The following is a 25,378-nucleotide window of genomic DNA, read 5'->3' as shown; positions in this document are numbered from 1 at the left end:
GCACTGAAAGGGACATCATGACGACATTTTCGCGCATTTCCCGGGGCGCTCGCGCCGTCCTCGCGCTGGCGTGCCTGTCGGCGGCCTTGTGCAGCCATGCCGCCGCGCCGGCCGCAACCGACAATCCGCCGGCGGATGCGGAAACGCATGCACACGAAGCGATCAAGCAGGAAACCGAGCGCTATCTGGTGGCGGGCGACTTCCGGCGCCTGGAAGCGCTGTATCGCTCCCTGAACCACGCCGGCCAGCGCACGCCGAGCGGGCTGTGGAAACTGGCGATCTTCTACAACCAGCTGCGCCGTTTCGGCACCCACACCACCGACATGGACTACTGGGAGGCGGTGGAAGAGCAGGCGCGCCAATGGCAGGCCGGCTATCCGAAGTCGGTGCCTGCGCGCCTGTTCGGCGTGTACCTGCAACTGGGGCGGCTGCATGTGGCGCGCGGCAGCGGCTTGTTCAGCAAGCTGCCGGAGCAACAGCGCGACGCCGTCTCGTACGGCGCCGACGTGGCCATGCGCATGCTGGAAAAAACCCGGGTGCTGGCCGAGCGGGCCAACGATCCGGAATGGCATCGCGCCGTGCTTAGCGTGGCGCCCTACGTGGACGGCATGTCGGCCGAGGGTTATCGCAAAAAGGTGCGGCAGGCGCTGGCGCGCCATCCGAACTATCACGCCGCCTACTTCACCGCCGCGCTGTACTCGCACCCGCGCTGGGGCGGCACGCCCGACGGCGTGGCGCGCCTGGCGCACGATGCCAGCCATGCCGCCGGCAGGGAGCAGCCGTCGATGTATGCGCGCATTTACTGGTTCATGGACCAGAGCGAGTATCACGGGCACCTGTTCGACGCCGGCCGCGCCGACTGGCCGACCATGCGCGCCAGCTTCGAGCACCTGGTCAGCTTGTACCCGGCCGCGTGGAACCTCAATGCGTTCGCCTACTTTGCCTGCATGGCCAGGGATTACGAGGCCATGGACGCCATCGTCGAGCGCATCGGCGCGCAGCTGATCTTCGACGTCTGGGGCACTGACGGCGAGGCAACGCAGGCGCGCTGCGCCGCGCACCGCGCGCCCGGCGCGGCGGTCCACGTGATCGAGGCGGCGCTACCCGGGTACACTGCGGCGCGCTCGTAGGGGTGCGGCGCCGGGATGGCTGCAAGGGCTCGCAAGCCCGGGCCGCGCTGGCTGAGCGGGGCGACAGCGTGCCCCTGCCGGCTGTCGCAAGACAAGGCCGGACCTTCCACGCGTTGCAATTTAGCAACCACAAACATGCTTAATGACAAGTAAACACATTTGCCGGATAATGTTTAACATTATCTATTTATCAATCAATCTCCAGTGAAAAAATTTCTCCTGTGCGCGGCCCTGATGGCCTCCTTCCCGGCCATGGCCGCCAATGCCACCGACAACGCCAAGGCGCCCGCCGCCAAGACCGAGTCGAACATGGCCGACGCCATGGAAGCGGCCACAGTCGAACTCGAGCAGAGTTTCGGCACGGCCAAGGGCAATCCGATTCCTGTTTTCGACAAGCTGGCTGTGTACGAGTTCAGCGCGCCGACCGGCGAGAAGCTGAAAAAAGTCTTCGGTTCGGCCCGTCCGTACACGCTCACGCGCGCGCCGGCCGCAGGCGGCATGATCGCTTTCGATTTCTCGGTGCCCGCGCACAATTACGCCGACCTGAACGAACAAAACTGGTCGTGGAGCGCGCTCAAGCTCCATATGCTGACCGACCAGGCCGGCCGCACCATGACCAGCACCGGTAGCTGGCCAGTGTTCATGTTCGACAGTAAATCGGGCAAGGGGATCGTCAACAATATCACCCTGGAAAGCAAGCAAAGCCGCAACAGCGACGACGTCTGGATCGGCGCGGCACGCGTGGAGGCCAAGTCGATCGAGATGAGCGGCAAGGACAAGCCGTTCAGCATGAAAATGGACAAGCTGTCGGTCACGTCCGTGGTTGAGCCGAACGGCAAGGACTACGACCTCGCCAGCGACTTGCGCATCGAACTGATCACGGTCATGGACGAAAAAATCGAGGACTTGCGCGCGTCCCTGCGCATGAGCAAGCTCGACCTGAAAGCGTTCGAGCAATTAAGCAGTGAGATCAGGAAAAAGACCAAGCCGGGCGCCGAGCCGAAGCTGGACGAGTTAGGCCCGCAGATCAAGGCCTTCGCCAAGGGCATGTCGGCGCGCGGCACGGCGATCGAACTGACCGAGATGAGCGTGGGCTACCTGGGTCACCGCGCGCTCCTGAAAGGCCGCTTCTCCCTGGGCAAGACGGTCGAGAGCGACTTTAAGACGACCAGCGCGCTGGTCAAGAAAATGGATGCGCGCTTCGAAATGCGCGTGCCGGTCGCGCTGGTGAGCGCCGTGACGCGCAAGATCACGCTGTCGCAGGCTGAAAAACAGGCCGACAAGCCATCGCCTGAAGCGATCGACGCCACCGTCAAGTCGATGACCGACACGTACGTGACAATGGCCGTCGATGCGGGTTATGCGCGCCTGGAAGGCGATGTGCTGGTGTCGATGCTCGACTACAAGGCAGGCAAGCTGACGGTCAACGGCAAGGCCATCGCCATGCCGGGCGGCGCTGGCAAGACGCCGGCCGCTGGCGGCAAGAAGCGGGCGCGCCGCAGCAAGTAAGTATCAAGCAAGCAGCACCTGAGCGGTAAGCAAGCCAGGCATCAACCGGCGGCCATCGCTCAGCGAATGCTGCGCAGTTCACGTCGCAGCGCCGCCAGATTGGCGATATGACGATGGCGCACATCGGCGTCGGCGCCATGTTCACGGGCAGTCGTCAACGCCTTCTGTTCCGAGACCAATTCGTTTTCCAGGATCGCGCGGCGGTCGATGTCGCGCTCCTGTTGCGTGTGCGGATCGACCCTGGGGAAGGACGCCACCGTCGCACTGCGCAGCGGGACTGCCGGGGATAACGGCGCTGTCGCGAGCCCGGGTTTGGGCGGCACATTGCTCAATACGGTGACACCGCTGGCGCGGTCGACGCGGACATGGATTTCAGCCAGCGCGGGCGACAGCGCCACCAGCATCGCTATCAGCAGGCACGCGCGGCTCATGACGCCACGGCCAGACGGTGGCTGGCCAGCCTGGCCAGGCGTTGGTCCACTGCCAGCCCGGCCCGCAGCGCTCCGCCACCGGCAAGTTCGAGGCAGGCGTGCGCGCGCCGCGCGGCCCGCACGCGCCACGGCTTGACGTCGCGGTGGATCGCCAGGATCAGCCCTTCACTGTCGAGAAACACGACATCGATGGCGAAGCGCATGAACAAGGTATGAATGTTGGAACAGGGCGCCAGCAACAGCCCCTCGTCCGGCGCCAGCGCGCGCCGTCCCAGCAAGCCGACCAGGCGCGCGCCAAACGAGCACGCTACGCTGATTCGCATGCCACGCACCTCGACGCACCGCTTATCCATGTTCATTTCTCCAGTTTGCCGCGTTCCGGCGGCACGGTGATGCGCACCACCGATTGCGACAGGATCGGGATGGCGTTGATGGCATAACAGGTGAGGTGATCGAGGCTATGATCGGACCACAAGTCGCTGGTCAATACCTTGATGATCATGCTGTCGATGACCGGAATGATCATCTGGTAGCAGTAGCGCGTTTCGATCTTGAGCAGCAGTGCATCGGAGCGCTGCTGCTGCGATTTTCCACCCATGGCATTGTTGGCGTACAGGCCGTCCACGGGAATAATCTGCGCCTTGTCCGACGCACGCGTGATCTGGAAGTCGTCGAATGACTTGCTGGTCGGATTGAGGACCGTGATGCGGTGGATTTTCATGCCCTCGGTCTCCAATCTGGCACGCACAATCGCGGACAGGCCCACGCTCTTGTAATTCGATTGCGCGTCGGCGAAGCCCTCATCGCTGATACGCCACAACCCGCTGGTAGCGTACAAGGGCGCGATGTGCAAGGCAAAAGCGCGGCGCATCTCGCCCATGTCCAGCCCCGAGGCCGCCCCGGCGCGGGCGGCAGCGAGCGTAGCGACATTGGCCGTGTTCTTGGCCACCATGAACAAACCCAATTGCAGGATCGCCATGAACAAGGGAACCAGAACCCAGAACGCGATGATGTAGAACTCGATCGTCGCGGCGCCGCACTGAGCGTACACGCGGCCGGCGCCGTCACGCCGTGTCACTGCAAGGGCTCCAGCGCGGCCTGCGGCGCTGGCGGCGCCTGCGGGCCGAGCGCATGATCGACATCGCGCATCAGCGCTTGCAGCGCTTGCCGGTTAGGCGCGGCGACATCGCCGCTGCGCACGGCGATGCCGGCCGCGCCGCGCAACAAGATCGCGTGCGCCAGCGCCAGGTTGGCCTGGGCCTTGGCCATGCCCGGGTCAACCCGCAAGGCTTGTTCGAACGCGCCCTGGGCCTGGCGCACCTGCTTGGTGCGCAGGTACACGGTGCCGAGCCGGAACCAGGCCGTGGCGTTGGCGGGAAAGGCGTCCACGATTTGCAGGTAACGCAGCTCGGCATCGCCAAAACGGCCGGCGCCGATTTCCTGCTCGGCCCGCGCCGCCAGTTGCGTCATCTGCGCCTCGCTCATCGGACCGGCAGCCTGCGGCGCCGGCGCCGGCGTGGTGCAGGCCAACAGAAAGGAACTGCAGCACATCAGCGCTGCGCGAAAAACGGCGTTGCGTGGCTTGAGCATCAAGGCCTCCTCAGTTGATTGCGCCCAGCATCTTGACCACGATGGGAAAACCGATCACGACGAAGGTGCAAGGGAAAATACACAGGATCAGGGGGCCAAGCATCTTGACCGGCGCTTCCATGGCCAGCTTCTCGGCGCGCGAAAAGCGCTCGTTGGTGCGCTGGGTCGACTGCGCGCGCAGCACCATGCCGAGGCTGGCGCCGGTCTTTTCGGCCTGGACCAGTGCGCTGATGAGGGAGCTGACGGCGGCGTTGTCGAGCCGCTCCTCGAGCATGCGCAGCGCGTCGATGCGGTTGCGTCCCGAGCGGATCTCGCGCAGCAGGCGGGCAAAGGCGCGGCGCAAGGCATTGTCGGGCGTTTTCTCGACGGCGATGTTCATCCCCACGGTCAGGTTGCAGCCGGATTCGATGGCCAGGGTCAGCATGTCGAGAAAGGCCGGCAGGTTTTTCAGCACGTCGATCTCGGTGCGCTTGATGCGGTCGCGCATCCAGATTTCGAGGTAGCAGAAACCGAACAGGAAGCCGGCCATCGGTATCACCAGGCCCTTCGCCCCCACCCATAAGGCCAGCAGCGTGACCAGGGCGCCGATCAGGCACGCATACACGACCTTCGACGCAAACCACTGCTGGGGCGAGAGCGCATAGTCGAGTTCCACCTTGCGCAGCCGGCGGATGGTCTTCTCGCGGTACTCGACCGACAGCAAGGGACCAAGATAATGGGTGACCAGGACAATCAGCGGCCAGACACGCGCCATGGCCGGCGGCGGCTTGTCGGCATAGGTGCGGTCTTCGACTTCGACCGCGGTGACGATCCGGTAAGCGAATACCGCGCCGAACATCATGGCCATCGCAAACGCGCCGGCGAGCAGATACATTTCGATCATGCGCAGCTCCCCTTACACATCGATGGCGACGATCTTGCGGATCAGGACGAACCCGACGCACTCGAGCACGAAAATGAGCAGTAGCACGCCATAACCGATCCAGGTCGTAAACAGCGGCGCCATGGCCTCCGGCTCCATGCCGTTGAGCGCCGCCATGAGGAACAGCGGCAGGCAGCCGACGATGAGTCCTTGCAGCTTGCCCTGCGCGGTCAGGGCGTCGATCTTGTCTTCCATCGCCAGTTTGCGGCGCATGGTGTCGGCCAGGCGTTCGAGCGACTCGGTCAGGTTGCCGCCGACCTCGCGCGCGATGCGCATGCTGGTGGCAAACATCGTGTACTCGCGCGAGCCGATGCGCGACTCCAGTTCATCGACCGCTTCGTCCATGCCCACGCCCATGCGCAGCTTGCGCACCAACAGCGAAAATTCCTGGCTCGATGGCTTGGGCAACTGCTCGGCCAGCAGCGCCAGTCCCTGCTGCAAGCTCATGCCCGAACGCAGGGCGCCGACCAGCGAGTCTAGGGTGTCGGGCAACTGGCGGATCAGCATCCTGCGGCGGCGCGCCCTGAGGCGCTTATGCACCAGGCCGGGGCCGACCAGGCACGCCACGGCGCCGGCGACAGCCAGCAGCGGATTGCGGCTCAAAACCAGCAGCACGACAGGCACCAGCACGGTGGCGACGATACTGAGCTTGGTCAGCAGGCGCGGGTCCATGAAGATGAACATGTCCGACAGCTTCAGGCTGGTCGTATCGAGCACCTTTTCCTGGTAAGACGCGGCCAGGCTGCGTCCCAGCATCCATACGGCGGCCACGAACAGCACCGTGGCCACGGCGATGCCGGCCGCGATCACGCTGGGCAGCAGCGCGTCATCCATGGCCGGCCTGGCCCGCCCCGACGGCGCCGTCGACGCCAAAGGTGGTCAGGTCGATGTCGATGCCGAAGCCGCGCAGTTCTTCGTAAAAGGTGGGCACGTTCCCGCACGGAACGAACTGGCCGCGCACCTTGCCGTTATCGTAAAAGCCGAGACGCTGGAAGCGGTAGATTTCCTGCATCTGGATCACGCCGCGCTCCATGCCGGTGATTTCGGTGATGCTGGTGACCTTGCGCGTGCCGCAGGCAAAGCGGGTTTGCTGGACGATGATCTGGACCGCGGACGCCACCTGTTCGCGGATCGCCATCACCGGCAGCTCCATCCCGCCCATCATCACCATCACTTCGAGGCGCGAGAGCATATCGCGCGGCGAATTGGCGTGGGCCGTCGTGAGCGAACCATCGTGGCCCGTGTTCATCGCCTGCAGCATGTCGAGCGCCTCGCCCCCGCGGCACTCGCCGACCACGATGCGGTCGGGCCGCATGCGCAGCGCATTCTTGACCAGCTCGCGGATGGTGATCTGGCCGCGCCCCTCGACGTTGGCCGGGCGCGCTTCGAGCGTGACCAGATTGTCGTGATACAGCTTCAGTTCGGCGGCATCTTCGATCGTGACGATGCGCTCGTAGGGCGGAATCAGGTTCGAAATGATATTGAGCAGCGTGGTCTTGCCCGAGCCGGTGCCGCCGGAGATGACGATGTTCTTTTTCTGCTCGACGCAGGTGCGCAGGAAGGCGACCATGGCGGCGTCGACCGAATCGAACTTGACCAGGTCGGCCACACCCAGGCGGCGCTTGGCGAACTTGCGGATAGAGACCGACGGCCCCTTGAGCGCAATCGGGCGGATCGCGATATTGACCCGCGAGCCGTCTTTCAGGCGCCCGTCGCACAAGGGGGACGATTCATCGACGCGGCGTCCGATGGGCGAGACGATGCGCTCGATCACGCCCATCAGCGCCTTCTCGCTGCTGAAGGCAATGTCGCTGCGGCGCGTCTGTCCATCGCGTTCGACAAAAATATCCTGGGCGCCGTTGACCATGATCTCGGTCACCGAGTCGTCGGCCAGCAGGCTTTCGAGAACGCCCAGGCCGACCGCTTCGTCGAGCACGAACCTGGCCAGTTCATCGGGATCGGTCACGGCCGGCAGGGTGACCTTCGCCATCAACTCGCGGATCAGCTTATCGGCCACGCCGCGCAACTCGGTGTCGCCCATGCGCGTCACATCCTGGCGGCGCAGGTCGAGTGTCTGGATCAGCTCCGCGTGCAGCACCTCGGCATTGCGCGACAGGGCCAGGTGCAGTGCGCGCGCGGCGTCGCTGCGGGCGCCGCCGCGCGGCTCCTCGACCGGCTGGAGCAGCGCCTGCGCGGCGGCGGCCGGCGTAACCGGGTCACACAGGGAAGGCTTGACCGGTTCGGCCGGACGCGCCAGACCAACCGCCTTGACCCGCAGGTGCTGGCCGCCGACCATGATGGCGTCGTCCACGCGCAATGGGCCGTAACGCACGATCCGCTCGCCGTTGACGAAGACGCCGGCCAGCGAGGCCAGGTCGATCACGCTGGTGCCGCCTTGCGCGTCCACGGTCAGGTGCAGCGCGCCCTTGCCGGCTGCGGCAGGCAGCGGAATCGGCGAGGCTGCCTCGGCGCCGATCACGGCGGTTTTACTGATGACATAGTCGGCGAGCTGGCCGTCGGGCTGTCTGGATTCGATCGTGATCATGGGATTATTCCGTCATCGTCAGCGGTGCGGGGGGCTTCGGGCCAAGTTGCTTGTCGCGCAGGGCCTTGTCGAATTCATACAGCTTCTGCTTGTTCACATCCGCCGGCCCGGCAGTGGGATTGGGGGTTGCCTGCACCAGGCGCGGCGTGATCATGATGGCCACTTCACGCGTGGCGCTGACCGTCGCCTTGTTGCGGAACAGGCCACCGAGAAAAGGAATCTGCCCGGCCCCCGGCACCTTCTGCGTGTCGCGCGCGCCCTCGTACGAGTACATGCCATTAAGGACCACCGTTTCGCCGTCGCGCGAATTGAATTCGGCGGTCGATTTACGTTTGAGCAGGCCAGGGACGCCGAGCACGGTGACCGAGCGGTCGATGCTGCTCACTTCGACGTCGACCTTGGCGTAAATGGCGCCCGATTCGTCCGTCACCGGCGTGACATCGAGGATGACGCCATATTCCTTCATCTCGACGCTGGTGCGGCCAAGCGCATCGACGCTGGGCAGCGGGATTTCGCCGCCGGCCACGAAGCGCGCTTTCGAACCGCTGCGCGTGCTCAGGCTGGGGGCGGCAAGCACCTGGGCTTCACCGTCCTGCACCAGCAAGTTGATGCGCGAGGTAATCAGCGACGTGAGGTTGATGAAGCCTTTCGGCGGCCAGATCTTGTTGGCCAGGGCGCCGTCGGCGATATCGATGCCACTGCTGCCGGCGGGGGGAAGGTAACGAAACGTCGGGTTGCTGTAGAAATCGGCGATGACGCCGGCATGCGGCCCATTGACGTTCGAGTCCCAGCGGATGCCGAGGTCGCGCGAGCCCTTGGTGGTCAATTCGAGGACCTTGACGTCGAGGTAGACCATTTTTTCCCAGCCCACCTTGCCGACGAAATTGACCACCTGCTCCGGGAACATCTTCTGGATCGACTGCGCCCGTTCCTGGTTGATATCGCTGACCATCTCGCCCTCGAGCACGATGCGGGCGCCGGCCACGCGGGCGCGGACATTCTGGACATTGGCCAGCAGCCGGTTGATGTCTTCCAGCGTGGCCGCCAGATTCGCCTCGCGCACCTGCACCGTCATGATTTTCTCGCCGCCGCCCTTGAGCCAGACGTGCAAGGTGGTACTGCCGCCGCTTTCGGCCAGCACCAGCATCTGGTTATTGGCCAGGCTGGAAGCGGAGATCACCTTGCCGTTGCCGATCGCGATACGCGACGGCGACAAGGGCAGCACGCGTGCTTCGCCGACGAACATATCGATCGTAGTCGGTGGCGCGGCATGTGCCGGCGTGGCCAGCATCACCAGGATGCTCAATGTAGCGACGAGTGCTTTGATCACTTGGTTGGTCCGTTCTTATGGTTTGGTGGGGGACGCCGCGGTAGCGACCAATGGCGCCGGCGCCGCTACAAGGCCGAGACGGTTATGCACATTGCCGGCGCTGGGCGCCGACGCGGGTGCGGCGGCCGGCGCTGCCGGGCGCGGCGCGATCTCCTTGAGCAGGTTGACCAGCGCCTCGCCGCCCTCGGGCGCCTTGACGCGCGCCCCGCCGGCGGTGCCGGTGCCGCCGATAATGATCTCGATAAAGCGACCCTCGTCCGGCTTGGGCGGGGCCCCTTCCACCTGCTTGAAAGTCGCCTCGTCGAGTACGACGCGCTTGAGCACATCCTTGTCTTCCGGGTTGCGCAGCACCGCGGTCAGTTTGCCGATTTGCTGGGCCAGCAGGATCTGCTCGGCGTCGCGCGGGCCGACGTTCAAGGTGACGGTGCTAAATTCCGCGTTGACTTCGTGTTCGCCACCGCCTTCAGTGCGCACGACGCGCTTTTGGGTGGTTTTACCTGTCGCCATGACCGAGACCGCCTGCATGATCAAGCGCACATGCAGCAGCTCCTTGGCGCGCGCCTGGCCGTCGGCTTCGGGTGGCTGGTTGTAGGAATTGCTGGTGGTGCCGGGGCCGGTGAACAGCAGGTCGATGATGTCGCCCGGGACCAGCATGCCCGAAATCGAACTGATTTCGTCGACCGGAAACGTGATCGCACGCTCGCCCTTGGCGACGGTGGTCGAGAGGGCTGCGTGGTCGCCGCGTTCGAGCGCGCCGCGGTCGATCGGGTCACCGGGTTTGAGCGCCACCATGATTTTCTGGCCCTGCACCATGTCGAACGAATCGGGCGCCAGCACGGTACTGCTCAGATAACGCTCCGGCACCGAGCGCACCGCCAGATTGGCGCCGCTGAGCGTGGCGCCGGCCGGAATCTCGGCCTTGGCCACGAGGATTTTCTTGGTCTGGTAGTCGCCGGCGAGCCTGGCTTCCTCGCGACTGAGATGGGCGCGCAGGAAGTAGTTGGCGCCGACAAAGCACACGATGCCGAGACCAACCGCTCCACCCAGCAACAGGGTATTTTTAGAGATTTTCAAGGGACGCATTCGGACGGTAGGTTAAGAAACGGACATCATGAAGCTGTAGCTGCGGAAGAATGCCCGCACAGCGCGCGCGAGGTAATCGGCCAGCGACATGTCGTTGGTCAGGGCGGTGGGGATGAACAGGACCAGTGCCACGGTGCTGGTCACGACCAGGTATTCGATCATGGCCTGGCCGCGCTGGCGTGTGCCCGGCGGTGGCGCTGCGGTGGAAGTCGATTGATGGCGGCGCATGCGGTTCATCCTGGCTTAGTTAAGAAGGGTATTCATCATGACGATCGAACCGTTCGGTTGCGCGGTCAGGGTTGCGTCGAATTGCTGCTTGCCCTTATTGGCGGCGAACACAATGCCGGTGGGTTCCGCCTTGAAGCGGTGGCGTTCCCAACCAGACGCTTTGAGGGATGCTTCGAGCGAGGCAGCGGTGGCGGTCATCGAACGCTTCGACACGGCGATCACTTGCTGGGATGCGCGGCCCTGGTCGACCGAATCGATGATGGAAACAGGGGTCATATCGGGCGGCAGGCGCACTGCCAGCTTCGGTTCGCGGGTGGCCGACGGCGATGTCAGCGCGACGAAGCCTTCGATGGTCGAGGCGCTGGCCTGGCGCACCTGAAAACTGCGGTGCTGCGCGCCGACGGTTTGATTGAGGACGGTCCAGGCGCTGTTGACTGAGCGTTTGACTTCGCCCGGCGAGCGGCGCCAGCGGGTTTCGACGTCCTGTAATAGTGCGTCGAGAGCGAGCCTCGAGGCGAAAGCGCGCACTTGCATCGGCGTGCCGTTGACCTGCAAGGTGTCGCCCATCGCTTGCAGCTGTACCGTGTCGGGCATGTCTTGCCAGCCGGCGCGGGCGACGCCAGGGAGTGCGAGCGCCATCAGGACAAGTACGAGGCGGGCCGTCATCGTTGTCAGAAACATTGAGCGCCTCCGTAGGCCGGCAGATTGCTGCCTGTGACACGATCGGCCGGGACGATGTCGGGGCAGATCTTGCCTGGTTCGAAATGCCGAAAGGCTGGTTCGAGGGGCACCAGAAGGTAGCTGGCGGCCTTGATCACCGGCGTTATCCTGTGGAACAGCCCGGCTCCGGTGAAGACACGGGTACGTTCGGCGACCTGGGACGGACTGTTGGCATCCCAGTTGTCGGTGATGAGCGAAGATGTTTCGTTAAGTGTGAGATTGAGCTCGTTGAGCGGTGCGGGCAACGAGGTCACGTTGCTCAGTTTGACGCTGACGGTGCTGGTGTACAGGCCGCCTTCGGGGAGTTTTTCGCCGTCGGATATTGTTGCGAGGGTTTCCGTTACCAAACCCATAACGTCTGTAATCACGCTTGCGGCCTTGCCCGGCAGTTTATCGTGTACGGTGCGGACCGTTACATCTATCGGTTTATCAAGTAAACGTTGTTCCCCCGAGTGGTCCTTCCAGACCTGACTTTGGACGCCCCATTCTGAACTATCGGTCATACCGTCGCCGCTCTTAAACGCGTCCAGATTCCAATGAAAAAGACGTGCACGCGTCTGCTCCTGGAGCTTGCTATCGCTAAATGATGGGGGGCGTACCGTGCGTTCCCATGCGCTATAACGCGCAGCTTGAATTGTGCTCGCCTGAATATCGTGGAATTTCCCCAAATAGCAAATAGCCAAAAAAATCATAACTACAAAACTCGTAACTATGGTCATTTCCACCATCGCTTGGCCACGCTGACGTAGAAAATAGGGGGAAATGCTCATTTTGCCGCCGCATTTACAAAAATCTCAGGATTTACCTCTATGCCAACTTTTAACGATATAGGCTCATCTACCATAGCGCTACCAAACAATGACGGACCCGGAATATCGCGCGTGTAGACAATTGGAGGTTTTCCATCAGCCATTGCTATTCTCCCGAGAATTGGATCGAGCACACACATTTCGTCAACCACTTTACCAGCAACCATAAGATCGTGCGCCCCCGTGCATCTTACGGCAATTCCATTGATCTTTTTTACAATAGAATAGGCTTGTGCAAGCTCTGGATCATATGGTTTTAACTGATATGAAACTCGCCCCTCATGATTCTCACTTTGATTTTCCGAATCAAGGTCCGCCTCAATTCCATTATGGGCAACCCAAGTTCTGAAACCACTTCCATAGCTTGTTGCACATCCGTTTTCGGCCGTTATATCTTGAATATCCACTCCGAATTCCTCTTCGGTTGTCCTAAATGACTTGCCGTCACTTGTTACCGTGGTTCGCCTCATTACAAAATCTTTGGGAATAGCTGGAAACGGTTTGACAGGAATGTTCTTCAATTTGGCAGACGCAACGCAAAGCTTGTAAGGCAAACTCCACAGCTTGAAATATTCCTCAACCGATGTAGGCCGGCGTATAGTGATTAACTCATAACTATCTCGGCCATTATTGTGGATAAGGGATTGTGTATCTTGCTTCCCTATTTTTTCCTCCTCTCCACATGAAGCTAATAATGCGAGTCCCATCAAAAAAAATAGCCGAAATCTTAACAAAATTGAGTTTATTATACTCTGCACGATCCTCTACCTTTCATTGCAGCACTCAAAACAGGAATTCCTTTAGCGAACGCAACGATACTTATCGGTATAACATCATCAGTCGCCAAAGAAGCACGCCAGTAGGGATTGAACAGGCTCGGAAACTCTACCCCGCCACCTCCGCGCGGATGATCGAATGGACGTTGAAAGGTGATACATGCTTCGGCAATCGCATAGACACCGCCTTCATCTATATATTGAGGATCATGCTCGATCACACTGCCATCTATTAACACCGCCTTAGCCGCAAGTGCGCTGTCAGCTGTCGCTATGACATTCTTCTTTATTACGACTTCGACAGCAAACGGAAGCATGTTTTTCTTTAAGTTTTTGACGTCAAATTCCTGGATATCTCTGTAATTCGGAAAGGGGGCTTGCCTTGACCTGAAAGTAAGCTGATTTGCAGTAAGCTTGCTCATCGCTGCATTACGCGCCAGCAGGCCATCGTAAGCGCCCCATTCGTTGATGTCACCATGATCACCAATCTTGCTGACTGCTCGAGACGTCGAATACGCTTGTGCACCGCCCCACCCTAACGGTATCTGCACGCCCAAACCCGAGAAACCCATTCGGAACTTCAATGAATCCATTGCCTTCCATGCATCATAGTCGATTAAATCGGTCCCACCCTGCTTTCTAAGGCTGATAAAAGTACCCAACTTCCAGTCACGCGCCCGCGAGAATTCATCTCGCGAATTAAGCGCAACTTCTCGTAAGCGAGCACGGCCATCACTGTTTTTTCCTATTGAGGGGCGATTTGTCTTATTGTATGTTTCGGTGAATTCAGACCATTCTTTAATGTTGTATGCGAAGAGTGCAATGCCACCGCGCGAGATTTCCGCACCATTCCTCTTTGTTACCTCGTAAGCAATGTCAGCAGCGATAACGCTACCGGAGTTATTAAATACAATCTGCGCGGTGTGTTCAACGGTATTTAGCGCGCGCAGTGCATCTTCAACCTGCGGTAACTGTCGTTGTATCTCGTTGTTGACTTTGTCCAGGACCACAGATACTTTCTGTACGGCAGCATAAACCGGAGGATAAAGTTTTGCTATGTGACTGACATTTCTGACAAGCTCCGCCAAATAGTCAATCCATGAACGAAGGCTCACGGATTGGGCGATCGTCACTTCATTGACGATCATGGCCCGGTTCATGTAAGCCTGAAAATTAAGAGTACGCGCCTGCCACACAGCACCGCTGTAGGCAGCAGCGTCAGCCGCGTTCATAGCGCGCATTTTTGCGTTGGTCACCTGCCCGGAATTGAACGCCACGAGCATGATCCCGGTCAGCGCAGCAGCAAAGGCAAGGAATAGGACAAGAGCCTGGCCATTCTGATAGTTTCTGATTTTTCGCACACCGCCCCCGGCGATTATGTCTCGGGGGACGCTCCCCCGAGCTCAAGAAATCAACTAGCACTACCGATATTATTTGACGCCGGCAGTCGACTCGTAGGCATCCAAGTGGAGGCTTTTAGCCCGAGCATTTGCTGCAGTGTTCCCGTCAGTCACGACCTTTCGCGCTCCTTCATTCTTAGCCCCAGCCAAGGTCGAGGCGGCGACACCTGTTTGGCCACGGATCACGTCTCCGAAGGCCTGGTATACCCCAATGGCCGCGATAGCAATCAGCGCAACGATAATGATGTATTCAGTCATGCCTTGGCCAAGTTGACGACGACGCGTAATGAACTTATTCATGTTGACTCCATTAATATTGATCGAGAGAAACCACACGAACTGGACGAACTATACTCATGTAATAGGAAGTGAAAAATCCTGAATGCAAGGTGTTTAACCTAGATCAAATTGTCTCAAGATTTTTCCACAACTGTTGCAAATTTAGCTCAACCTCCTTTCACCTCTTAATACTGCGATGCTTGATAGTCGACGTGACAACTGCGATTGCCATTTCATCCAGATTCAACCAATGAACGATCGTGTATGAAATGTGTCTGGATGAAAATGTTGAGTCAGAGTAACTATTCAGCCCTTACAAATCAATGAGTTACGTGATTTTCACGCTTGAAAAAGGCGCGATTTACTCAGTTTTTATGAAAAAAGCCGGGTTTTCGCGTTTTTCAGCTGTTTTCAGATGGCCGCAACCCATTGATTTTAAATAGGTTTTTACACCCCTCCCAGAGGCTGAATAGTCACGAGTCAGATTAGCTGATCATAAGTTTAATGTTTTGATCTATATCTTCATTCATGTTTGCAAATTGGAAAAATTATTGCCATACTGAAATTTATCGAATAGCGTATAAATCACAAATCCGCATGAATATGCGCTGTTAAATTTCGCTAACTGAACCTTGCCAACGTAGCATGCAAATGACGAGCCTATGGGTGTGAGGCGATTGGCCGGCGTTTGTTTGAGGAAAGTCAAGATTGGAGAAGAATAGTTCTTGCTAGAATCACTATCAGTCAATTTCCCAGAGTGGATACTTACAAAAATCAAAATTGTCCGCTGCGTGACTTGTTTCATCGCTTCCCAGCGAAATTTTTCGCAGAGGCCACGTCACCTTAATCCGGCAGAATTCTCAATATTCTTACCGTGCGAAATCAGGTCTTGTTGATGTATCGTCAACCAATACTTTTCTATCAACCTAACTGGGCATATCATGGCAAACAATTTCTATCTTCTATTGCCGACAACCGCCGTCATCTGCTCGCTCTTAAGCGGGTGTTCACGCCAATCCGACACCGGCACAACGCCTGCAGCTCGCACCGAGCCAACGCTTCATGCTGAGAGCGCTAGCCCTGCGGGGCCACTTCCTGCCACTTCATCATCGCCGCCGACATTGTCAGCTGCTCCACTTGGTCCGCCGGCCACCCTCGAAAACTCTCCTATTTCGGGATCTGCAAATGCCGAGCCGCCCACTCTCGCGAGAAGCGATATCTTAGATAAGATTCCCCTTACCACAGCTGCGGTGCCGCCCTACCCATTTTTTGAATATCCAGCAGTAATCCCTAAACATCAATATCGAGGGGAGCTTGTGGAATTCGACAGAGTTGGCATCATTGTTGAGAACAAGGTGCGTTTTGTGGAAGGACGTTATGCGGAAATTCTATTTTCGAACCGGGAGGCAAATCTGACTGTCTTGGCTTCGCACCGTAGTTATACCAATGCTATCGAGGCACTCGGTGCCGTCAAGGTGAACAGCGTATCGCCAGATGATCCAACGTTTCTCAAGGAATTTGATTCTCCAAAACTGCGCAAAGATTTGCACATCCCCGAGCGGGAAATGTCCTATGACGCCTACGCCCTGCGCACCACCGAAGGCATTTCCTGGATCGTCCTGATGGTGAACGAATCGCGTACGAATATCTTCGTTGCGCAAGCCAAGGAGCTGGTCTCGCCGGTGATCTTGAAGCGCGCCGCAGCAATCAAGTCGGAACTCGATGCCAAAGGCCACATCGCCTTGTATATCAACTTCGATACGGACAAGGCCATCGTCAAGGCCGACGGCAAGGCGGCAGTCGATGAAATTTCGACCGTCCTCAAGTCGGATCCCGCGCTTCGCCTGTCGATTGAAGGCCATACCGACAACGTCGGTGACGCCGGACACAACAGCGCATTGTCGAAACAGCGTGCCGACGCCGTCGTCCAAGCCCTGCTCGCCAGCGGCATCGACAAGACGCGTCTCGCCGCTGCCGGTCACGGTGCCGACCAGCCGCTGGTGCCCAACACGGACGAAGCAAGTCGCGCCAAAAATCGCCGTGTCGAGCTCGTTAAAGTGGTGAAAACCTGACCAGGACGGCAGCCGGCGAAACAAGGCTGCAGCTGCCTCATGGGGCCTGCAGCCTTTTTCATTGCTCAGTAAGTATGCACTTGGCGTGACTTGGCCACGCTCGGCTTAGGTGGCGCCACGACAGCCAACTTGCGGTCCGAATTGGACCACACCTGCATGCACTCGGCACCGGTCCAGTTGGTCGCTTCAGGACAGGCGCAATGCGTCCCTGCAAGGTAACTGTTGGCCGGACATGGCTTGTCCGAGCGCTGCACAGTCAGCCCGGACCCACCCGGCATATGGGGCGGCTTGGTCCACACCGATGCAAGCAGCAAGCCTGCAAACACGGCGACAGCGATAAAAATGGCTTTCATGACGTCCTCTTGCTTGGCGGTGAAACCTAACCATTGCAGGAAGTGTCCACGTCATTGTTGCGTAAAATCAACTCTTATTTTCTTACCTGTACGCAATGCCACAAACGTGGCATCCGCGCGACGCCGTCACACCACTTCAGCCGCCGCTGCCAGCCGCGCAGGTATTTCCGATCCGCGTCCAGCGCACCCGCTGGCGCGTATCGGTCGCCACCGACTTGCCCGACTGCGCCATCGCCGCGCGTACCGCCTCCGCTTCCTCGGGCGTCTTCGCATTGCGCAGCGCTTTCGCAAACTCCACATTGACCGCCACCTGCTTTTCCGCCAGCTCGCGCTGCAAGCGTGGCAAGTCAAGCAGCTGCTGCGCCGCCCTGGCGCGCGCTTGCGCCGTCTTGCCCTGTGCCGCCTCGCGTTCGAGCACGGGGCGCATCCACGCCAGGTCGGCCGCCGGATCGCTGGCCCGGGTGGCGCTGACAGTGTCGTAGTCCCACGTCACCTTGTCGATGCGCCGGATGGTCAGCGTCACCACCGCCGCCGGACAATTCGCCGTATGCACCAGCACCCCATCCGCACCCACCTGGCTCGATTGGTCAGGGCAGGACACCAGCGCCACCGCCGACGAATACAGCGCATCCGAGATCCTGCGTGGCCGGATGCAATGCGTTACCGGTCCCTTGCCTTCATAGACCTTCTCGCCCGAGTCAGCCCCGGCGACCCGTTCGCGCCGCACGATGTCGCCACTGGACCCATCGACCCGCGTATCTACCCGGTTGGCCGGCGCCGGCGCCGGCAGGCTGCTGGTCGATGCCGAATCGAGCCGGTACAAGCCCGCTGGCGGCAAAATTTGTTCGATCGCCGGCGCGGCGAGCGCCATTCCGCCAACGAGCAGCGCCAGCGCCAGCGCCAGCGCCGCCAGCATGGTGCGGTTCACCGAAACAGTCATGAAATTCTCCTGAAATATTGGCGATACGGCCGCGCGAACTGCGCGCAGCCATAAAAAAAGGGAGGAAGAACATCACGTTCCGCCTCCCCTGTCCGTCATGCCGGGCGCTTTATGCGAGCTTGCCGTGGCATGCCTTGTACTTTTTGCCGCTGCCGCAAGGGCATGGGTCGTTGCGGCCGACCTTCGGTCCGAGCATCTCGTCTTCGCCCACCACGCCGACCGGCGCCAGCAAGTCTTCCGGCGCCGTGTCCGGATTGAAGTCGGCGTGCTGGTAGCTGACGTTTTCGACGTGCGACTGGTGCATTGCCGCTTCGGCCGCATCGATCTCTTCGCGCGACTGGATCCGTACCGTCATGACCATGCGGATCACTTCGTTCTTGATCATGTCGAGCATCGATCCGAACAACTCGAACGCTTCGCGCTTGTACTCCTGCTTCGGGTTCTTCTGCGCATAGCCGCGCAGGTGGATACCCTGGCGCAGGTGGTCCAGCGCCGCCAGGTGCTCGCGCCAGTGGCTGTCCACGCTTTGCAGCATGACGTTGCGCTCGAAGCCGCCAAACGACTCCTTGCCGACAATCGCGATCTTGCTGTTGTACGAGGCGTCGGCCGCGGCCAGCACGCGCTCGCGGATGTCGTCGTCGGTCATGCTGGTATCGGTGGACAGCATTTGCGCCAGCGGCACATTGAGCTGCCATTCGTTGGCCAGGGTCGCTTCCAGGCCGGCGATGTCCCATTGCTCTTCGACCGATTCTTCCGGCACGTAGGCATGCACCACATCGGTGAACACACCGGCGCGCAGCGAGGCAATCAGTTCGGCGATGTCGGTCGTTTCCAGCAGTTCGTTACGCTGGGTGTAGATCACCTTGCGCTGGTCGTTGGCCACGTCGTCGTATTCGAGCAGCTGTTTGCGGATGTCGAAGTTGCGCGCTTCGACCTTGCGCTGGGCCGATTCGATCGAGCGCGAGACGATGCCCGCTTCAATCGGTTCGCCTTCCGGCATCTTCAGGCGGTCCATGATGGCGCGCACGCGGTCGCCCGCGAAAATGCGCAGCAGCGCATCGTCGAGCGACAGGTAGAAGCGCGATGAACCCGGATCGCCCTGGCGGCCGGAACGGCCACGCAACTGGTTGTCGACGCGGCGCGATTCGTGACGCTCGGTGCCGATGATGTGCAGGCCGCCGGCTTTGACCACGTGCTCATTGAGCGACTTCCACTCGCTGCGCAGCTTTTCGGCCTGGGCCGCCTTGTCGGCATCGGTCAGCGCTGCATTGGCTTCGATGATCTGGATCTGCTTTTCGACGTTACCGCCCAAAACGATGTCGGTACCACGGCCGGCCATGTTGGTGGCGATGGTGATCATCTTCGGACGACCCGCCTGGGCGATGATTTCGGCCTCGCGCGCATGCTGCTTCGCATTGAGGACGTTGTGCGCCAGCTTGGCCTTGTCGAGGATCCCCGACAGCATCTCGGAGTTTTCGATCGAGGTGGTGCCCACCAGGACAGGCTGCCCGCGCTCGTAGCAATCGCGGATATCGATCAGCATCGCGTTGTATTTCTCGGCCGAGGACTTGTACACCTGATCCTGGCGGTCCTTGCGCTGCGACGGACGGTTCGGCGGAATGACCACGGTTTCGAGACCGTAGATTTCCTGGAATTCGTACGCTTCCGTATCGGCCGTACCGGTCATGCCGGACAGCTTGGCATACATGCGGAAGTAGTTCTGGAACGTGATCGAAGCGAGGGTCTGGTTCTCGTTCTGGATGCGCACGCCTTCCTTCGCTTCGACCGCCTGGTGCAGGCCGTCCGACCAGCGCCGGCCCGTCATCAGGCGGCCGGTGAATTCGTCGACGATCACCACTTCATCGTTCTGCACCACGTAGTGCTGGTCCTTGTGGTACAGCGCGTGCGCGCGCAGGGCCGCGTACAGGTGATGGATCAGGGTGATGTGGGCGGCGTCGTAGAGCGAGGCGCCTTCCGGCAGCAGGCCCATTTTGGTCAGCATCGCCTCGGCGTTCTCGTGACCGCGTTCGGTCAGCAGCACCGTGTGCGCTTTTTCATCCTTGGTGTAGTCGCCCGGGACCGATACTTCGCCCTTGCCGTCCGGCGTCTCTTCGCCGATCTGCAGGGTCAGCATGGCCGGCAGCGAGTTAATCTGGTGATACAGCTCGGTGTGGTTTTCCGCCTGGCCCGAGATGATCAGCGGCGTACGCGCTTCATCGATCAGGATCGAGTCGACTTCATCGACCACCGCGAAATTGAGGCTGCGCTGAACGCGCTCGCTGGCCTCGAACACCATATTGTCGCGCAGGTAGTCGAAACCGAATTCGTTGTTGGTGCCGTAGGTGATGTCGGAGGCGTAGGCGGCCTGCTTGACGCTGTGATCCATCTGCGACAGGTTGATGCCGGTCGTCAGGCCCAGCCAGCCGTACAGGCGTCCCATCCACTCGGCATCGCGCTGGGCCAGGTAATCGTTGACCGTGATGACATGCACGCCCTTGCCGGACAGCGCGTTCAGGTAGGTCGGCAGGGTCGCCATCAGCGTCTTGCCCTCGCCGGTGCCCATCTCGGCGATTTTGCCGTAATGGAGGACCATCCCGCCGATCATCTGCACATCGAAGTGGCGCATCTTGAGCACCCGCTTGGCCGCTTCGCGGCACACCGCGAACGCTTCCGGCAGCAGCTGGTCGAGCGTTTCGCCCTTCGCGAAGCGCTGCTGGAACTGCGGCGTCTTCGCTTGAAGTTCAGCGTCCGACAGCTTTTCGATCTGTGGCTCGAGCGCGTTAATCTCGCGCACGGTTTTTTGATATTGCTTGAGCAGCCGCTGGTTGCGGCTACCGAAAATCTGGGTCAGTAATGACATGCTTGAATTCTTGAAAAAAACGCCGCAAAAAGAAGCCGCAATGATAGCAAAAACATATCACCCAACGGCCGACTATGCAAAAAAGACTGTGATTTTATCATGCGATACGGCCACACTTGGGGATATTGGCCCGGAACTCAAGGGGCAGGGGCAAAACAAAGTTAATAAAATGACTCCGGGACGCGCTGGTAGCGGGACGCCGCGCGCTGTGATATGTTGCGCCTTATGCATATCTACGGAACCAAGACGCGCCGCACCTCGATTGTCGCTACCGATTTTCTCAAGCGTAACGACAAGATGGCGGCGCTGCTGCCGACGGCGATGCGCATGGCCAGCCTGCAGAGCGACTGCGCCAAAGCGCTGCCGCCGATGTTCGGCAATTGCGACGTGCTCTCGTTCGAAGACGCGCGCCTGGTGCTGGCCACGCCCAGTTCGGCCGTCGCCGCCAAGCTCAAACAGCAACTGCCCAAACTGCAAGGGGCGCTGCAAAAGCGCGGCTGGCATATCGACGACATCAAACTGAAGGTACAGGTCACGCGCAGCATCGCCCAAGTGGTGCATACGCACCAGCTGATCCTGCCCGGCACGGCGCGCTCGGCGTTCGAAGCGCTCGCTGACGCGCTGCCGAAAACCAAGGCCAACGCTACCCTGATCGCCGCCGTCAAGGCGATGGCGGCGCGCCAGCGCTGATCGGAATACCCGCTAGGTAAGCGCCCACTCGCGCGCCATCTGGCGCACGTATGAGGCCGGGGCGCTGCCGGGTTTTTCGAACGCCACGATCTCGTACGCGTCCGGATGCTTGAGCAGTTCCAGCAGCAGCAGATTGTTGAGCGCATGGCCCGACTTGTGCGCCTCGTACCCAGCCAGCAGCGGGTGCCCGACCAGGTACAAGTCGCCGATCGCGTCGAGGATCTTGTGGCGCACGAATTCGTCGTCGTAGCGCAGGCCATCGGAATTGAGGATGCGGTATTCGTCCATGACGATCGCGTTTTCGAGCGAGCCGCCGCGCGCCAGGCCCATGCCGCGCAAGCTTTCCACGTCCTGCATGAAACCGAAGGTGCGCGCGCGCGCCACATCGTGTACATACGATACGTCGCCAAAGTCGACGAAGGCGCGCTGGGTCGTGCCGTCGACCGCCGGATGATTGAATTCGATGAAAAAATCGAGCTTGAAACCGTCGTACGGGGTCAGGCGCGCCCATTTTTCGTTGGCGCCGCTGCCCTGGCGCACCTCCACGTCTTTCAGCACGCGGATGAATTTTTTCGCCGCGCCCTGCTCCTGCACGCCCGCCTGTTGCAGCAAAAAGACAAACGACGATGCCGAGCCGTCCATGATCGGAATTTCTTCGGCCGACACGTCCACATACAGGTTGTCGATCCCGAGCCCGGCGCAGGCCGACATCAGGTGCTCCACCGTGGACACGCGCGCGTCGTCCTTGACCAGCACCGACGCCATGCGCGTATCGCCCACCACGCCGGCGCTGGCCGGAAACTCCACCACCGGGTTCAGGTCGACGCGGCGAAACACGATGCCGGTGTCGATGTCGGCCGGGCGCAGGGTCAGCTCGACCTTGGTCCCGGAGTGCAGCCCCACGCCGACGGTGCGCACCAGTTGTTTGACGGTTCTTTGTTTTAACATCCGGCGATTATAGCGAACTTGATGGGCAGGGGCTGCCGGCAAGTAAGTGTGCAGAAATTATTGTGATTTATAGCGAACAGAAGCGGATGCCTTGCAAGGCGCACGCCGCGACGCAGTGCGTGTACTGCTAGCGGTGGGCAACGCAGCAAGGCGCCGCTTATGGAAGCTAGAAATTACAAGAATTTATGCGCACTTACTTAGCTACGGATGCTCGGCCTGGGCGTGCGCGCGCTCGTGCCGCACCAGGTAGATGCCGCTGCCGATGATGATGGCCGCGCCGATCAGGGTGTACTGGTCGGGCAAGGTGCGCCACAGGATCCAGTCCAGCCCCACACCCCAGGCCAGCCCCGAATACTCGAACGGCGCCACGCGCGACGCTTCGCCGGAATTGAACGCTTCCGTCACCGCCAGTTGCCCCAGGAAGCCGCTGAGCGACAGGCCGCACAGCAGCCATACATCGGCGCTGCGCACCGCCACCCAGTCGGGCGCGGCCAGGGCGGTGGCGCCAATGGCCAGGAACACCATCAGCCACAGCACCATGTGTTCGGAGCGGTCGGTGCGCCCGACGATGCGGGTGGTAATCGCCGACACCGCGTAGCACAGCGCCGCGCCCAGCACCGCCAGTCCGCCCAGGGTCAGCATGCCGGTCCCGCTCGGGCGCAGCACCACCAGCACCCCGCCCAGGCCGACCGCAATGGCGATCCAGCGCGCCAGGTTGACGCTCTCTTTCAAAAACACCACCGACAAGGCGGTGATCAGGGCCGGCGCGATGAAAAAGATCGAGTACGCCTCGGCCAGCGACAGATTGCGCAGGCCGAAGGCGAACAGGCCAAGCATGGTGATGCTCAGGCCCGCGCGCAGCAGGTGCAGCGGCCAGCGCACCTGCAGGGCGCGGGCGAACGCGCCGCGCCAGAGCACGTACGCGAGCACCAGCGGCAGCGACGACAGGCCGCGCATGGCGGCCACCTGCAACGCCGGATAATGCGCCGACAGCAGCTTCATCACCGTGTCCATCAGCGAGAACATGGCCACCGCGATCAGCATCGCGTAGATGGCGCGCAGATTGCCGCTGTTCGCCGTCACAGGCGCTTGACCATGAACAGGCTCAGGGGATCCGGCTGATAGTCGCCGAACGGCGCGCAGCGGATAAAGCCGTCGCGCTCATACAGGCCGATGGCTTCCGGCTGGCTGATGCCCGCTTCGAGCATCAACGCCGGCAGGCCGGCGGCAGCCGCGCGCTGCGCAATCTCGCCCAGCAGCTTGCCGCCCACGCCCTGGCCACGGCTGGCCGGTTCGACATACATGCGTTTGACTTCGCCGTAGCCGCCCCGGTCGACGTAAGCGCCGCAGCCAAGCGCGCGGCCTTGCGCATCGCGGGCGACCAGGAACACCACGCCGCTCTGGCAGAGCGAGTCGACATCCATCAAGTGGTTGCTCTCGGGCGGATAAAGAGCGGCAAAATAGGCGTCCAGTCGTTCGAGCATGGCGATGACGTCGCTCTGGCGCGGAGTTTCGGTTTGAATATGCATGGCGATATAAAAAACGGCGCCGCGGCGCCGTTTGTGCGACAGGGGTAACAGGCAGGTATTAAGCGACTTGCTTGAGCAGCGTTTCGGCGTTCGATACTTCGAAAGCGCCGCCCTGCTCCACGTTCAATTGCTTGACCACGCCGTCGTCGACCAGCAGCGAGTAGCGCTGCGAGCGCGTGCCCATGCCGAACTTGGAGAAGTCGGCATCCAGGCCGAGGGCCTTGCTGTAGGCGGCGTTACCGTCGGCCATCATGCGCACGATGCCGGTGGCTTTCTGGTCGCGGCCCCAGGCGCCCATGACGAAAGCGTCATTGACCGAGATGCACCAGATTTCGTCGACGCCCTTGGCTTTGAGTTCGTCGGCCAGCTTGACGTAACCCGGCACGTGCTGCGCGGAGCAGGTCGGGGTGTAGGCGCCCGGCAGGCCGAAGATGGCGATCTTCTTGCCCTTGACCAGGTCGGCCACCTGGAAGGTGTTCGGGCCGAGCGAGCAGCCTTCGGTTTCGGTCTCGACGAATTCAGAGAGGGTGCCTTCCGGCAGGCGGTCGCCGATTTTAATAGTCATTCGAGGCTCCATAATGTAGGGTTGATAAGACGGCTAGTATGCCTGATCCTCATCAATCTTGCAGGCAGCGCCCAAGTGGATCGCCCCGCGTGATGCCTGCCCCACCACAACATGGTGTCACAACATGGTGTCAGGTCTGACATTCGGACACGGGCCCGGCTGTAGATAGCTGCTCCATTTTCCCTGCGGATCAGCTCGTGTCCGAATGTCAGACCTGACACCGCCGTTTTGACATCGGCATAGGGGGCAGCTAAATATAGCTGCTCCCCTGCCACACCACCCGGCATGCGGGTCCGCACCGGGCGGTTCGAGTAGTTGAGGTTATGTGAGGCGAGGCATGCCAAGGCGATCAAAGTAGGCGATTGTCAACACGCTATTCAACGCCAAGGCGCTGTTATGCCACCAACGGTGGCTGTTCGCCGCTACCAATCGCGCCACTTTCGCGGGCGCCCCAAGTTTCAGCAGTTCACGGTATATCGTCGGGCCACGACGCCATTGCTTAAGTTGAATCGCCCTCATCCGATGCCGCATCCATTCGTCGAGCTTGCGCCAGACTCCCGGAGTTTGAGCCAGATTGAAGTAAGCTTTCCATCCCAGCACGTATCGCCGCAACTGTTCGATCACCTGGTTTATGCTACGGCCACAGGTACGACTTGTTATCTGCCGTAT

27 protein-coding genes are annotated in these 25,378 nt (G+C 60.6%); 4 read left to right on the top strand and 23 right to left on the bottom strand.

Annotated features, from left to right (window positions below):
- The first annotated feature begins 17 nt into the window (after positions 1-17).
- Positions 18-1,130: a hypothetical protein gene (locus F1735_RS06240; protein ID WP_167236125.1), complete on the top strand. Its 1,113-nt coding sequence runs from the start codon at positions 18-20 to the stop codon at positions 1,128-1,130.
- Positions 1,131-1,334: 204 nt separating this feature from the next.
- Entirely contained in the window at positions 1,335-2,639 is a 1,305-nt protein-coding gene (locus tag F1735_RS06235; RefSeq protein ID WP_167236124.1) for a DUF945 family protein, read from the top strand.
- A gap of 59 nt (positions 2,640-2,698) precedes the next feature.
- On the opposite strand, the gene F1735_RS06230 is transcribed toward F1735_RS06235, so the two are convergent.
- The 15 genes from F1735_RS06230 to F1735_RS06160 all read right to left on the bottom strand — a co-directional run bounded on the left by F1735_RS06230 (position 2,699) and on the right by F1735_RS06160 (position 14,773).
- On the bottom strand, positions 2,699-3,070 hold the full coding sequence (locus tag F1735_RS06230; RefSeq protein WP_167236123.1) for a hypothetical protein: 372 nt from the start codon (positions 3,068-3,070) through the stop codon (positions 2,699-2,701).
- Positions 3,067-3,393, bottom strand: coding sequence for a DUF192 domain-containing protein (locus F1735_RS06225; protein WP_167236122.1), 327 nt, complete (start codon positions 3,391-3,393; stop codon positions 3,067-3,069). The genes F1735_RS06230 and F1735_RS06225 overlap by 4 nt, the downstream gene beginning before the upstream one ends.
- 32 nt (positions 3,394-3,425) lie before the next feature.
- The gene (locus tag F1735_RS06220) at positions 3,426-4,148 is read right to left on the bottom strand and encodes a TadE family protein (RefSeq protein ID WP_167236121.1); all 723 of its coding nucleotides are present in this window, start codon (positions 4,146-4,148) and stop codon (positions 3,426-3,428) included.
- Positions 4,145-4,660 (bottom strand): tetratricopeptide repeat protein, encoded by a 516-nt coding sequence (locus F1735_RS06215; protein WP_167236120.1) that lies wholly within the window; start codon positions 4,658-4,660, stop codon positions 4,145-4,147. Before F1735_RS06215 ends, F1735_RS06220 begins: the two co-directional genes overlap by 4 nt.
- A 10-nt stretch (positions 4,661-4,670) precedes the next feature.
- Positions 4,671-5,543: a type II secretion system F family protein gene (locus F1735_RS06210; protein ID WP_167236119.1), complete on the bottom strand. Its 873-nt coding sequence runs from the start codon at positions 5,541-5,543 to the stop codon at positions 4,671-4,673.
- A gap of 12 nt (positions 5,544-5,555) precedes the next feature.
- On the bottom strand, positions 5,556-6,416 hold the full coding sequence (locus tag F1735_RS06205; RefSeq protein WP_167236118.1) for a type II secretion system F family protein: 861 nt from the start codon (positions 6,414-6,416) through the stop codon (positions 5,556-5,558).
- Complete coding sequence (locus F1735_RS06200; RefSeq protein ID WP_167236117.1) at positions 6,409-8,127, bottom strand: ATPase, T2SS/T4P/T4SS family; 1,719 nt, start codon at positions 8,125-8,127, stop codon at positions 6,409-6,411. The genes F1735_RS06205 and F1735_RS06200 overlap by 8 nt, the downstream gene beginning before the upstream one ends.
- A 4-nt stretch (positions 8,128-8,131) precedes the next feature.
- Positions 8,132-9,457, bottom strand: coding sequence for a type II and III secretion system protein family protein (locus F1735_RS06195; protein WP_167236116.1), 1,326 nt, complete (start codon positions 9,455-9,457; stop codon positions 8,132-8,134).
- 15 nt (positions 9,458-9,472) lie between these two features.
- A complete protein-coding gene (cpaB, locus tag F1735_RS06190) occupies positions 9,473-10,531 on the bottom strand; it encodes a Flp pilus assembly protein CpaB (protein WP_167236115.1) in 1,059 nt (352 codons plus the stop codon).
- 21 nt (positions 10,532-10,552) lie between these two features.
- Positions 10,553-10,768: a hypothetical protein gene (locus tag F1735_RS06185; RefSeq protein WP_166894205.1), complete on the bottom strand. Its 216-nt coding sequence runs from the start codon at positions 10,766-10,768 to the stop codon at positions 10,553-10,555.
- 15 nt (positions 10,769-10,783) lie between these two features.
- On the bottom strand, positions 10,784-11,449 hold the full coding sequence (locus tag F1735_RS06180; protein WP_167236114.1) for a hypothetical protein: 666 nt from the start codon (positions 11,447-11,449) through the stop codon (positions 10,784-10,786).
- Entirely contained in the window at positions 11,440-12,258 is an 819-nt protein-coding gene (locus tag F1735_RS06175) for a TadE family protein (protein ID WP_167236113.1), read from the bottom strand. The genes F1735_RS06180 and F1735_RS06175 overlap by 10 nt, the downstream gene beginning before the upstream one ends.
- Positions 12,255-13,007 (bottom strand): hypothetical protein, encoded by a 753-nt coding sequence (locus tag F1735_RS06170; RefSeq protein ID WP_167236112.1) that lies wholly within the window; start codon positions 13,005-13,007, stop codon positions 12,255-12,257. The genes F1735_RS06175 and F1735_RS06170 overlap by 4 nt, the downstream gene beginning before the upstream one ends.
- A 35-nt stretch (positions 13,008-13,042) precedes the next feature.
- Positions 13,043-14,434, bottom strand: coding sequence for a pilus assembly protein TadG-related protein (locus F1735_RS06165; RefSeq protein WP_167236111.1), 1,392 nt, complete (start codon positions 14,432-14,434; stop codon positions 13,043-13,045).
- Between the two features lie 69 nt (positions 14,435-14,503).
- Positions 14,504-14,773 (bottom strand): hypothetical protein, encoded by a 270-nt coding sequence (locus F1735_RS06160; RefSeq protein WP_167236110.1) that lies wholly within the window; start codon positions 14,771-14,773, stop codon positions 14,504-14,506.
- Positions 14,774-15,693: 920 nt separating this feature from the next.
- Between F1735_RS06160 and F1735_RS06155 the strand changes: the two genes are divergently transcribed.
- On the top strand, positions 15,694-16,824 hold the full coding sequence (locus tag F1735_RS06155; protein WP_167236109.1) for an OmpA family protein: 1,131 nt from the start codon (positions 15,694-15,696) through the stop codon (positions 16,822-16,824).
- Positions 16,825-16,889: 65 nt separating this feature from the next.
- On the opposite strand, the gene F1735_RS06150 is transcribed toward F1735_RS06155, so the two are convergent.
- From F1735_RS06150 to secA, 3 genes are all read right to left on the bottom strand, one after another.
- Complete coding sequence (locus F1735_RS06150) at positions 16,890-17,177, bottom strand: hypothetical protein (RefSeq protein ID WP_167236108.1); 288 nt, start codon at positions 17,175-17,177, stop codon at positions 16,890-16,892.
- A 136-nt stretch (positions 17,178-17,313) separates the two neighbouring features.
- On the bottom strand, positions 17,314-18,117 hold the full coding sequence (locus F1735_RS06145; protein ID WP_167236107.1) for a hypothetical protein: 804 nt from the start codon (positions 18,115-18,117) through the stop codon (positions 17,314-17,316).
- 109 nt (positions 18,118-18,226) lie between these two features.
- Positions 18,227-20,977, bottom strand: coding sequence for a preprotein translocase subunit SecA (gene secA, locus F1735_RS06140; RefSeq protein WP_167236106.1), 2,751 nt, complete (start codon positions 20,975-20,977; stop codon positions 18,227-18,229).
- Positions 20,978-21,202: 225 nt separating this feature from the next.
- Between secA and F1735_RS06135 the strand changes: the two genes are divergently transcribed.
- Positions 21,203-21,667, top strand: a complete 465-nt coding sequence (locus F1735_RS06135; protein WP_167236105.1) for a DciA family protein — start codon at positions 21,203-21,205, stop codon at positions 21,665-21,667.
- A 12-nt stretch (positions 21,668-21,679) separates the two neighbouring features.
- On the opposite strand, the gene lpxC is transcribed toward F1735_RS06135, so the two are convergent.
- The 5 genes from lpxC to F1735_RS06110 all read right to left on the bottom strand — a co-directional run.
- Positions 21,680-22,615 carry a UDP-3-O-acyl-N-acetylglucosamine deacetylase gene (gene lpxC / locus F1735_RS06130; protein ID WP_167236104.1) on the bottom strand — a complete coding sequence of 312 codons (936 nt, stop codon included), beginning with the start codon at positions 22,613-22,615 and terminating at the stop codon, positions 21,680-21,682.
- A 201-nt stretch (positions 22,616-22,816) separates the two neighbouring features.
- The gene (locus tag F1735_RS06125) at positions 22,817-23,659 is read right to left on the bottom strand and encodes a DMT family transporter (RefSeq protein ID WP_167236186.1); all 843 of its coding nucleotides are present in this window, start codon (positions 23,657-23,659) and stop codon (positions 22,817-22,819) included.
- 35 nt (positions 23,660-23,694) lie between these two features.
- A complete protein-coding gene (locus F1735_RS06120) occupies positions 23,695-24,144 on the bottom strand; it encodes a GNAT family N-acetyltransferase (RefSeq protein ID WP_167236103.1) in 450 nt (149 codons plus the stop codon).
- 58 nt (positions 24,145-24,202) lie between these two features.
- Entirely contained in the window at positions 24,203-24,709 is a 507-nt protein-coding gene (locus F1735_RS06115; RefSeq protein WP_126074515.1) for a peroxiredoxin, read from the bottom strand.
- Between the two features lie 321 nt (positions 24,710-25,030).
- On the bottom strand, positions 25,031-25,378 hold a 348-nt coding region (locus F1735_RS06110; protein ID WP_308626775.1), incomplete at its 5' end, for a group II intron maturase-specific domain-containing protein.

It is taken from the genome of Massilia genomosp. 1 (assembly GCF_011682185.1).
Taxonomy (GTDB): domain Bacteria; phylum Pseudomonadota; class Gammaproteobacteria; order Burkholderiales; family Burkholderiaceae_D; genus Telluria_A; species Telluria_A rubra.
This window is presented reverse-complemented; position numbering and strand designations above follow the sequence as displayed.